Here is an 11,083-nt window from a genome sequence, read left to right as displayed (position 1 = left end):
GGGGGCCCCCGCCCCCCGGCGGCGGGGGGGCCCCCCCGCGGGGGGGGCGGGGGGGGGGGGGCGGCGCGGCGCGGGCGGCGGCCGGGCACGTGCCCGGCCCCCCCCCCCCACGAGCTCGTACTCCTGCGTGCGTACCGCCGCACGCGCGCGTGCGTACTGCCCCCTGCGCACTGCCACGCACGTACAACGTGCTCGTACTACCACATGCGTACTACTGGACTCGTCCTACGGAACCCGTGGTGCCCGGCTCGGTGTCCGGCTCTTCCTTCCCGGTGCACACTCCGCCGGGCCGGGCTGCCGGGCCGGGTGCCGGACCCGTCCGGGTGGCGAGGTCCGACCGGTCAGGCCTCGACACCCAGCTTCTCCAGGATCAGCTCGCGCGCGCGGGCCGCGTCCGCCTGGCCGCGCGTCGCCTTCATCACGGCGCCGACGAGCGCGCCGACCGCGGCGGTCTTGCCGCCCCTGATCTTCTCCACGACGCCCGCGTTGCCCGCGATGGCCTCGTCCACGGCCGAGCCGAGCGCGCCGTCGTCGGAGACGACCTTCAGGCCGCGCTTCTCGACCACCGCGTCCGGGTCGCCCTCGCCGGCGAGCACGCCGTCGATGACCTGCCGGGCCAGCTTGTCGTTGAGGTCGCCGGCCGCGACGAGTTCGGTGACGCGGGCGACCTGCGCGGGCGTGATCGGCAGCTCGTCCAGCGCGCGGCCGGTCTCGTTGGCGTTGCGCGCCAGCTCGCCCATCCACCACTTGCGGGCCTGGTCGGCGGGGGCTCCTGCGTCGATCGTGGCGACGATCGGGTCGATGGCGCCCGCGTTGAGGATGGACTGCATGTCGTGCTCGGACACCCCCCACTCCTCGCGCAGCCGGTTGCGCCGTACGCGCGGCAGCTCGGGCAGCGACGAGCGGATCTCCTCGACCCACTCGCGGGACGGGGCGACCGGCACCAGGTCGGGCTCGGGGAAGTACCGGTAGTCCTCGGCCTCCTCCTTGATCCGGCCCGAGGTGGTGGAGCCGTCCTCCTCGTGGAAGTGGCGGGTCTCCTGGAGGATCGTGCCGCCGGACGAGAGCACCGCGGCGTGCCGCTGGATCTCGAAGCGGGCGGCGCGCTCGACACTGCGCAGCGAGTTGACGTTCTTCGTCTCGGAGCGCGTGCCGAACTTCTCCCGGCCGCGGGGCCGCAGCGACAGGTTCACGTCGCAGCGCATCTGGCCCATCTCCATGCGGGCCTCGGACACGCCGAGCGTCTTGATGAGCTCGCGCAGCTCCGCCACGTAGGCGCGCGCGACCTCGGGGGCCCGCTCGCCCGCGCCCTCGATGGGCTTGGTGACGATCTCGATCAGCGGGATGCCGGCCCGGTTGTAGTCGAGCAGCGAGTGCGAGGCACCGTGGATGCGGCCCGTCGCGCCGCCGATGTGGGTCGACTTGCCGGTGTCCTCCTCCATGTGGGCGCGCTCGATCTCCACACGGAAGGTCTCGCCGTCCTCCAGCTGGACGTCCAGGTAGCCGTTGAAGGCGATGGGCTCGTCGTACTGGGAGGTCTGGAAGTTCTTCGGCATGTCCGGGTAGAAGTAGTTCTTCCGGGCGAAGCGGCACCACTCGGCGATCTCGCAGTTCAGCGCGAGGCCGATCCTGATCGCGGACTCCACGCCGACCGCGTTGACCACGGGCAGCGCCCCCGGCAGGCCGAGGCAGGTCGGGCAGGTCTGCGCGTTGGCGGGCGCCCCCAGCTCGGTGGAGCAGCCGCAGAACATCTTGGTCTTCGTACCGAGCTCGACGTGGACCTCAAGGCCCATGACGGGGTCGTAGGTCGCGAGGGCGTCCTCGTACGACACCAGGTCAATGACGGTCACAGCTACTACTTCTTCCTCTTCAAGTGCTTCATCGGTGCCGGTCAGTGCTTCATCGGTGCCGGCCGGCCGGCGCCGGCGGGGGGGGGGGGGGCGCCCCCGCGGGGCCCCCCCCCCCGCCGGGGCCCCCCGGGGCGGGCACCGTGCGGGAGCGCACGCGGGGCCGGGGGCCGGCTTCGGCGGACGGCCCGGAGCCGTGGGTCCCGGTACGGACGATCACGTGGCACTCCCTTCGGATGGTGGGGCCGGGGGGGGGGGGGGGGGGGGCCCCCCCCCCCCCCCCCCCCCCCCCCCCCCCCCCCCCCCCCCCCGCCGTACCGGATCTACCTGCGGGCGCTGGCGTCCGGCGCGTTCGAGGAGACGTCCGTCACGCGCTCGCTGCGCGTACTACGGCGTATCGGACACGGCATCTGACGGCCGCCGTGCGCCCCACTACCATCGCGCGGGTGCCTCACCACCAGAACCCGCGCCCCCAGCGGTCCGGCTCCGGTCGGCCGCGCCCACCGGCCCGCCCCGGGGGCCCGCACCCGTCCGCCGCGGCCCGCCGGTGGCGGGCTGCGGGTCCCGCGCTCGCGCTCGCGGCCCTCGCGACCTGCGCGCTCACCGGGTGCCAGGGCTCCGGCTCGTCCGCTGCCGCCGCCGGTACGGGCCGCACCACCGCCCCGGCGCCCGGACACGCGTCGGCGTCGCCGGGCGCCCCGGCAGCCAGCGCGAGTGGCGGCGCGTCAAAGCCGCTCGCGGGCAGGGTCGTCGCCGTGGACCCCGGGCACAACCCGCACAACCACCAGCACACCGCCGAGATCAACAAGCAGGTGAAGGTGGGCAACGGCAGCAAGGAGTGCGACACCACCGGCACGTCGACGGACTCCGGCTACTCGGAGGCCGACTTCAACCTCGACGTGGCGCACCGGCTGCGGGCGCTGCTCACGGCGCAGGGCGCCAAGGTCGTCCTGACCTACGACGGCGACCGGCCGTGGGGCCCGTGCGTCACGGAGCGCGCCGAGGCGGGCAACAGGGCGAAGGCCGACGTGGCGCTGTCGATCCACGCGGACGGCGCCCCCGTCGGCAGGCGCGGCTTCCACGTCATCCTGCCGGGGCGGGTGGACGAGGGCGGTGCGGACAACGCGAAGATCGTGGCGCCGTCGCGGCGGCTGGGCACGGACCTGCGGGACGCGTTCCAGCGGGTCACCGGCAGCGCGCGCTCCAACTACATAGGGCGGGGCACCGGGTTGGACACCAGGACCGACCTGGGCGGGCTCAACCTGTCGACCGTTCCCAAGGTCTTCATCGAGTGCGGCAACATGCGGGACCCGAAGGACGCCGCGCTGCTGACCAGCGCGAAGTGGCGTCAGAAGGCCGCGCAGGGCATCACCGAGGGCATCGACAGGTACCTGGAGTAGATTCCGGCGGGCGGACGCGGCAGCCGTTCGGGCGATACATTCGTGGTCACGCTCGGGGTGCCTTCCCCGCCCGCCCCCGAAGAGACGACTGACGAAGGACTTTTACGTGAACATCCGCTCTCTCATGCGAGGCGACGGCGTGGTGATCGGGGCAGCGCTGTTGCTGTTCATCGCGTCGTTCCTCGACGTGGTCACGGCCGGTGGTTTCGGGTCGAACGCGTGGGACAACCTCGGGCTCGCGATGAGCATGTACCTGGGCGGTGTCATCGGTGCGGCGCTGATCGTGGTGTCCCGCTCGTCGGCGCAGCCCCGCACGATCCTCGGGCTCGACCTCCGGCAGTTCGGCATCGCCTTCACCGTCTTCGCCGCGTGGACCGCGCTGTGGACGATCATCGACTTCGACGGCGGCGCCGGCGTCAGCCGCGGCGCGGGCCTCGTGCTCGGTTTCATCGCCACGCTGGTCCTGGTGTTCGGTGCGGTCGGCACACCGCTGCTGCCGGCTCTCCAGGGCCCGCTCGTCCCCGCCCCGAAGCCCCAGGCCCAGCAGTACGGGCCGGTCGGCGCGGGCTACGGGTACCCGGGCGGCGGGCAGGCGCCCTACGGCGCGCAGGGGCCCGCGTACGGCACGCCCGCGCCCGGCACCCCGGCGCCGGAGTTCGCGGCGTTCTGGTTCGCTGTGCCGGTCGCCCGGCCGCTGTACGGGGAGGACGGCTCGCCGTCGCCCATCGCCGAACTCGCCCCCGGCACCTGGTACCTGGCGGTCGAGCAGCGGGGCGCCGGCCTCGTGGCGCAGACGCAGGACGGCCGCAGGGGCGTCCTGCAGGACACCACGGGCATCCAGCGCGGCTGAACCGTCGGCCTCAACGACCGGGTGAGGGCCCTTGCCGGCAGGCGGGGGCCCTGACTCATGTCCCGCGCCCCGGGTCGGCGGGCCCGGCGCGAGGCGTCTCCCGGGCCTCCGGTGTCTCCGGTGCCTCCCGTGCCTCCCGTGCCTCCCGTGCCTCCCGTGCCTCCGGTGCCTCCGGTCAGTCGAACCTGGCGGTGTCCAGCCAGAAGTCCAGCAGCGGGCGGTCACCGATGACCACGAACTCCGGTCCCTGAACGGGCAGTCGGCGCACCGACGCCAGCAGCAGCGCGGTGAGCGGAGCGCGTACGGCCGTGTCCGCCCTCTCGTGGGCGCGGCGCCACCGGAAGTCCTGCCCGCCGATCTCGATCAGCCACTCGGCGTCCGCCACGTCCGTGGCGTGCAGGTGGAGTGTGCCGCCCACCCCGGCGGGCGGTCTCGGGGCGCCTTCGGCGGCCACCGCGAACTCCACGATTCGCAGCCACTCGTCGAGCGCGTCGGCGGCGACCGCGGGATCGAGCCGGTACCCGTACGCGCCCGGCGGGGCGTCCCCGACGCGCTGCGAGGACACGGCGTCCGCCCGGTGGACCGCCACCTCGTGGCACATGCGCCGCGCCCAGAACCCGGTGGTCGCCTCCCACGCCCAGCTCCAGACCGGCACGTCGGGGCCCGCCTCGCGCAGCGCGCCCGCGACCAGGCGCGCGCTCCGGGCCAGCCAGGCGGTCAGCTCGCGCGGGTCTTCGGGGCCCTGGGCGCCGGGCACGTCATGCACGGACACGTCCTCCCGCGCGCGCTCTTCCACGATGTGCCGGACCCAGCACAGCACCTCCCCCACATGCCGCACGAGTTGCCCGGCGTCCCAGTCGGGGCAGGTCGGCACACGACGCCCGAGCGCGCTGGGCCCTGCGCCGTCGAGCAGCGCGCACAGCGCGTCCGCCTGACCGATGATCTCGTCGCAGTAGCGTCCGTGGGACAGAAGAGTCATACGCGACCCTAACCCGGCCGCCGTTGGGCCTCTGCCGTGCCGCGGGGCTCCCACCGCCGCTCAGCGCGGGCTGCCGCCCGGTGCTCCGCTCGTGCCGTCGGTGTCCGGCCGGGTCGCCGCGCCGCTCCTGCCGCCGCCGGTGTCCTCCCCGGCCTCCCGTCCGGTCCCCGTGTCCGGTGTTCCGGGCGGTGCGCCCGCGAGTACGGGCGCGTCCGGGGCGGCGGACAGCGCCCGGCCGATCCGGGCCGGTACGTCGAAACCGATGATGAGCGCGACCACCACGGTCAGCACCCCGGCGAGCAGGGCGAGCGCCTTCCCGAGGCCGATGCTCGTGGCGATCGACGCGCCCGCGAGCGGGGCCACCGCGCCGCCGAGCGCGCCGACGTTGTACGAGAAGCCGAGTCCGGCCGCCCGTACGCGGGTCGGGAAGTGGTCGGCGATGTACTTCGGCAGCAGGCCCGAGATGCCCTGGCTGGTGGCCTGCATCGCGAACAGCAGGACCCACAGCAGGATCACACTGCTCCCCCGGCCCAGCGCGAACACCGGGAAGAGGAACACCAGCGAGAGGACCAGCCCGCAGACGTAGGCGCGCCGGGTGCCGAGCCGGTCGCCCACCAGGCCTGCCAGGCAGGAGCCGACCGCGTAGCCGAGGCCGGCCCAGGTCAGTGCATTGGACACCTGCCCCGCGTCGTATCCGAGGTCGGTCTTGAGGTAGGTGGGCAGCAGCGAGGCGATCGGCCAGGAGTACAGGAACGCGCAGAACGTGGCGGCCATGACCGCGACCATCACCGGCCAGAGCCGTCCCGCGATCTGGACACTGAACGCGACGAACGCGAGGACGGCGAGCGCGCTGAGCCAGGGGCCCGCGCCGCCGGCGTTCTCGCTGAACAGCACGACGAGCACCGCCGCGAGCGCCGCGGCGAGCAGGGCGTTCCACGGCCGCCGCCGGGGCGCGAGCAGCACCGACGAGGTGGTGGCGACGTCCGGCCGGTCCCCGACCTCGCGCTGCCACTCCTCGGCCTCGGGCAGCGAGCGGCGGAGGTAGAGGCTGAGCAGGACCGGCACGATGCCCAGGTAGAACAGCCAGCGCCAGCCCGCCTCCGGCACGATCACCCGGTACGCCTGCGCGGCGACGATGCCGCCGACGGGGTACGCGGAGAGCAGGTAGCCGGTCGCGCGGTTGCGCATCGACGCGGGCCAGGACTCCATCACGTACGTCGCGCTCGACCCGTACTCCCCCGCCATGCCGAGACCGACGACGGCCCGGAAGGCGAACAGCGACCAGTAGCCCCAGGCGAAGCCGCACAACGCGCTGCCGACGGAGAACGCGACGATGGCGATGATCATCGCGGGCTTGCGGCCGAACCGGTCGCCGACGGCGCCCAGTACGAGGCCGCCGAGCCAACGGGACACGAAGGCCGCCGAGACCAGTGTGGACGCCTTCGCGAGATCCAGGTGGAAGCTCTGCGCGACCTCGGTGAGTACCAGGGTGATCAGGACGAAGTCGAGCCCGTCCAGCAGATAGCCCAGCCACGCGGCGAAGAACGCCCTGCGCTGCGCTCCGGTGAGCCCGCGGAACGACGGCGGGTGGGCGGGGGCGGCTGACGGCGTCGTCGCCACGGCGGAACCTCCCGGGAGCCGTGAGACATAGGATGTCCCATGTCCTGGCCCTGCAAGTTAACCCCGACGCGGCACGGGTGCAAGCGTGTGCGCGAAAGGCGCAGGTGAGGGGGTGGTCCGGATGCCGTGGCAGCCGGGCACGGACCAGGAGGCCCGGCCCGGCGGCGGGCAGGGACGGTGTGTGTGCCGCCCGGCGTCAGAGGCGGCGGAGCCGGTTGGCGAGCCCGTGGCCCACGAACAGGTAGACCACGGCCGCCAGGCCGTAGCCCGCCACGACCCGGGCCCATGCGTCATGGAAGGTGAACAGGTCGTAGGACCAGCCGGCGAGCCAACGTGCCGCGTTCTGGATGAAGTTCACCAGATCGTTGGCCCGGTTGGCGTTCAGCAGGTACATGAGGACCCACAGACCCAGGATGAGGGCCATGATGTCGGCGACGACAATGATGATCGTCGCCGCGGAACGGTTCCCACTGCGCGAATGTGTGGCCATGACAGGCGTGTTGCCTCTTGTGAGCCTGTGAAACCGGGCAGTTGGGGATCGCCTGCGCCAGGGTCCCCGGCCGCGGCAGGGCCGCCTCGCGCGCCCTGCCCGCGAGGGCCGCACCACACCCGGCGACCGCGGTGGCCCCGGCGATCGCTCCCCACTGCGGCAGCCGCACTCGCATCAGGGAACGCGCCCCGCCGCGGCGGCCGTTCTAACCGCAGCAGTCCGGTTCGATTCCGCGTGGCAGCCGCTCGCCGCCGAAGACCGCGGTGGTCGCCTCGTCGCCACCGAGCGCGGCGACCGCGAGCAGCAGCGACGCCGCGGTCCATGTGGTGCGTTCGCGCGGCCAGAAGGCCTTGTCGCCCTCGAAGACGTACCCCGTCCAGTACATGCCGTCGGTGTCCCGCAGATGGCGGACGGACCTGAGGATGTCGAGCGCGCGCCCGGACTCGCCCATCACCCAGAGGGCGAGGGCGAGTTCGCAGCTCTCACCGCCGGTGACCCAGGGGTTGGGCACCACACACCGCACGCCGAGGCCGGGTACGACGAAGGTGTCCCAGCCCTCCTCGATACGGGACTTGGCGTCGGCTCCGGTCAACGCGCCGCCGAGGACGGGGTAGTACCAGTCCATCGAGTACCGGCTCTTGTCGAGGAACCTCTCGGGGTGGGCGCGGACCGCGTGGCCGAGCGCGCCCGCGGCCAGTTCCCACCCGGGCTGCGGCTCCTCGCGCTCCGCCGCGAGGGCGAGCGCGCACCGCAGCGCGTGGTACACCGAAGAACACCCGGTCAGCAGCGCGTCGTTGACGGGCGTGCCGTCCGCCTCCCGCTTCCAGCCGATCTGCCCGCCGGGCCGCGCCAGCCGCAGGACGTACTCGATCGCGGAGCGCACGACGGGCCACATCGCGTCGAGGAACGTGTCGTCACCCGTGGCCAGGTAGTGGTGCCAGACGCCGACGGCGGGATACGCGCAGAAGTTGGTCTCGCGGTGCTTCTCGCAAGGGAGCTGGCCGCTCTCCCCGTCCTGGTAGGCCGCGTACCAGGAGCCGTCGTCGTTCTGGTGGGCGGCGAGCCAGGCGTACGCCAGGGCGGCCGCCTCGTGCTCGCCCGCCGCGTCGAGCGCCATGGCGGCCTCCACATGGTCCCAGGGGTCCAGGTGGTGGCCGCGGAACCAGGGGATCGCGCCGTCGGGGCGCTGCACCGCGAGGATGCCCGCCACGGTGCGTATCGCCTGATCCTCCGTCAGTATCCCGGGCAGCACGAGGTGTTCACTGCGTCCGGGCTCGGCGCTCGACAGGGTCACCGGGTCACTCCACGCCCGCGGCGGGACGGGGCTTGGTCGCGTACGCCACGAAGCTCTTTCCGATCACGGGGTTGAGGAGCCGCTCGGCCGCTGTGGTGGCGAAGGGCTTCTTCATGATGTCCCAGACGAGCAGCTTGTGGTAGGCGCGCACCGGGAGCGCCTTGTCGTTGTCGACGCCCATGGCGCACTTGAGCCACCAGTAGGGCGCGTGCAGGGCGTGCGCGTGGTGGCTGCCGTACGGCTTGAGGCCGGCCTCCCTGATACGGCCGAGGAGTTCGTCGGCCTTGTAGATGCGGATGTGGCCGCCCTCGACCTCGTGGTAGGCGTCGGACAGCGCCCAGCACACCTTCTCGGGGCCGTAGCGGGGCACCGTGACGGCGATCCGGCCGCCGGGGCGCAGGACCCGCACCATCTCGGCGAGCACGCCCTTGTCGTCGTGGATGTGCTCCATCACCTCGGAGATGATGACGACGTCGAACGACTCGTCGGGGAAGGGGAGGTTGAGCGCGTCGCCCTCCATGGCGGTGGCGCTCGCGCCCTCGGGCGCCTCCCCCGCCTCGCGCATGGCGGCGAACCAGCGGGCGACCTCGCGGATCTCCTCGCCGTTGCGGTCGAGGGCGACGACGCGGGCTCCGCGCCGGTAGCACTCGAAGGCGTGCCGGCCCGCGCCGCAGCCCAGGTCGAGCACGCGGTCGCCCGCGGCGAGCGGGAAGCGGGTGAAGTCCACGGTCAGCACGGGGGCCTGCTTTCGCGGTCGGAGGCGGTTCGGTGTGATGCGACGGTGCGGTGTGACGGGGTGCCGCGGGGTCTTGCGGCTGGTTCAGGGCGGTGCGGTCGATACGGCTGTTCAGGGTGGTGCGGTGAGATTCGGCTTGTTCACGGTGGTGCTGTCGGTGCGGTACGGCTGGTTCAGGGTGGTGCGGTGAGACTCGGCTGGTTCAGGGTCGTGCGGTGGGATACGGCTGGTCCGGTGCGCTCGCGGCGATGCGGCTAGCCGACGGGGGTACGGGGGCGCCGTCCGTCCCGCTCGATCGCCTCGCGGTACAGCTCCACGGTGCCCTCGGCGGCTCTCGCCCAGGTGAACCGGGCGAGGACACGGGCGCGGCCGGCCGCGCCGAGTCTGGCCCGCAGGTCCGGGTCGCCGAGCAGTCTGCCGAGCGCGGCGGCGAGGGCGCCGGAGTCGCCCGGCGGCACGGCGAGGCAGGTCTCCCCGTCCGCGCCCGCGACCTCGGGGATCGCGCCGCCGGTGGTGGCGACGAGCGGGGTGCCGGTGGCCATGGCCTCGGCGGCGGGCAGCGAGAACCCCTCGTACAGCGAGGGGACGCAGGCGATCTGGGCGCCGCGCACCAGGTCGACCAGTTCGGCGTCCGAGATGCCCTTGACGAACTCGACGGCGTCCGCGAGGCCGTAGCGGGCGATGGCCCGTGCCACCGGCCCGTCGTCGGCGCGCTTTCCGACGACGACGAGGTGCGCGGCCGGGTTCTCGGTGCGCACCTTGGCGAGCGCCTCCACCAGATGGACGAGTCCCTTGAGCGGCACGTCGGCGCTTGAGGTGGTGACGATGCGGCCCAGCACCTCGGGCACGGCGGGGTCGGGCGAGAACAGCCCGGTGTCCGCGCCGATGTGGACGACGTGGATACGGCGGGCGGGCACGCGCAGGTCCTCGGCTATCTCCCGCTTCGAGGAGCCGGAGACCGTCACGACGGACGGAAGCCGGCGCGCCACCCGCTTCTGCATGCGGGTGAAGCCGTACCAGCGGCGCACGGAGAACCGTTTGCGCCAGTCGGGCGCGGCGTCGAGGTCGAGCCGCCGGTCGACGGTGATGGGGTGGTGGATCGTGGTGACGAGCGGCGCGCCGAGGTCGCCCAGCAGGCCGTAGCCGAGGGTCTGGTTGTCGTGCACGACGTCGAACTGCCCGGCGCGGGCGGCGAGATGGCGGCGGGCGCGCAGCGAGAAGGTGAGCGGCTCGGGGAAGCCGCCCGTCCACATGGTGGCGACTTCGAGGGCGTCGACCCAGTCGCGGTACTCGCCGGGCCCGGGCGTGCGGAACGGGTCGGGCTGCCGGTAGAGGTCGAGGCTCGGCAGTTCGGTGAGCGTCACGCCGTCGGCCTCGTCCAGTACGGGGTAGGGCTGGGCGCCGATGACCTCCACCCGGTGGCCGAGCCGGGCGAGTTCGCGGGAGAGGTGGCGGACGTAGACACCCTGGCCGCCGCAGAACGGATTCCCCTTGTAGCTGAGCAGTGCGATACGCAGGGGGCCCTCGGGGTCGCCGGGCCGGAGGCCGCCCGGCTGCTCCGCGGACGCCGCGGGGGAGCCGGGCACGCGCGCCGGCGCGGGCGGCCCGGACGAATCCGGCGAGGCAGGGGACTCCGTGGCTCCAGCGGTCACTCCCGCACCCTTCCCACCCGGCTCTTTGTCGACTTAACGTGCCGACGGAGCGTAACCGGCCGCGGCGAGCACGGACAAGTCACGGCGGGCCGACGACAGCCTCCGAATCTACCGGCTGGTAGCGGGCGGGAAGCCGTCGGATCAGGTGATTCCCGCCACGCGGCCCCGCCCTGCGCTTCCCCCTGCCCCTCCCCCCGCGCCCGGGCCGCGCCCCC

9 protein-coding genes and 1 pseudogene are annotated in these 11,083 nt (G+C 73.5%); 3 read left to right on the top strand and 7 right to left on the bottom strand.

Features of this window, described 5'->3' with window-relative positions; translation table 11 throughout:
* Positions 1–341: 341 nt before the first annotated feature.
* The gene (gene gatB, locus LCE31_RS23965) at positions 342–1,850 is read right to left on the bottom strand and encodes an Asp-tRNA(Asn)/Glu-tRNA(Gln) amidotransferase subunit GatB (RefSeq protein ID WP_225017470.1); all 1,509 of its coding nucleotides are present in this window, start codon (positions 1,848–1,850) and stop codon (positions 342–344) included.
* 306 nt (positions 1,851–2,156) lie between these two features.
* Between gatB and LCE31_RS23960 the strand changes: the two are divergent.
* From LCE31_RS23960 to LCE31_RS23950, 3 genes and pseudogenes are all read left to right on the top strand, one after another.
* Positions 2,157–2,261, top strand: a pseudogene (locus tag LCE31_RS23960) (class I SAM-dependent methyltransferase); the annotation flags it as partial.
* Positions 2,262–2,293: 32 nt separating this feature from the next.
* Entirely contained in the window at positions 2,294–3,247 is a 954-nt protein-coding gene (locus LCE31_RS23955) for an N-acetylmuramoyl-L-alanine amidase (RefSeq protein WP_225017468.1), read from the top strand.
* Between the two features lie 106 nt (positions 3,248–3,353).
* Positions 3,354–4,097, top strand: coding sequence for a hypothetical protein (locus LCE31_RS23950; protein WP_225017466.1), 744 nt, complete (start codon positions 3,354–3,356; stop codon positions 4,095–4,097).
* A gap of 175 nt (positions 4,098–4,272) precedes the next feature.
* On the opposite strand, the gene LCE31_RS23945 is transcribed toward LCE31_RS23950, so the two are convergent.
* The 6 genes from LCE31_RS23945 to LCE31_RS23920 form a co-directional block, all read right to left on the bottom strand.
* Entirely contained in the window at positions 4,273–5,076 is an 804-nt protein-coding gene (locus LCE31_RS23945; protein WP_225017464.1) for a maleylpyruvate isomerase N-terminal domain-containing protein, read from the bottom strand.
* 60 nt (positions 5,077–5,136) lie between these two features.
* Positions 5,137–6,696: a sialate:H+ symport family MFS transporter gene (locus tag LCE31_RS23940; RefSeq protein WP_225017462.1), complete on the bottom strand. Its 1,560-nt coding sequence runs from the start codon at positions 6,694–6,696 to the stop codon at positions 5,137–5,139.
* A gap of 196 nt (positions 6,697–6,892) precedes the next feature.
* Positions 6,893–7,186 carry a hypothetical protein gene (locus LCE31_RS23935; protein WP_225017460.1) on the bottom strand — a complete coding sequence of 98 codons (294 nt, stop codon included), beginning with the start codon at positions 7,184–7,186 and terminating at the stop codon, positions 6,893–6,895.
* 205 nt (positions 7,187–7,391) lie between these two features.
* Positions 7,392–8,474: a prenyltransferase gene (locus LCE31_RS23930; RefSeq protein WP_225017474.1), complete on the bottom strand. Its 1,083-nt coding sequence runs from the start codon at positions 8,472–8,474 to the stop codon at positions 7,392–7,394.
* Between the two features lie 10 nt (positions 8,475–8,484).
* A complete protein-coding gene (locus LCE31_RS23925; RefSeq protein ID WP_225017458.1) occupies positions 8,485–9,216 on the bottom strand; it encodes a class I SAM-dependent methyltransferase in 732 nt (243 codons plus the stop codon).
* Between the two features lie 254 nt (positions 9,217–9,470).
* Entirely contained in the window at positions 9,471–10,802 is a 1,332-nt protein-coding gene (locus LCE31_RS23920) for a glycosyltransferase family 4 protein (RefSeq protein WP_225017472.1), read from the bottom strand.
* Between the last annotated feature and the right edge of the window lie 281 nt (positions 10,803–11,083).

It is taken from the genome of Streptomyces sp. 8L, from assembly GCF_020176795.1.
Taxonomy (GTDB): Bacteria; Actinomycetota; Actinomycetes; order Streptomycetales; family Streptomycetaceae; genus Streptomyces.
The sequence above is the reverse complement of the archived record's forward strand: the minus strand, read 5'-3'. Positions and strand labels throughout refer to the sequence as shown.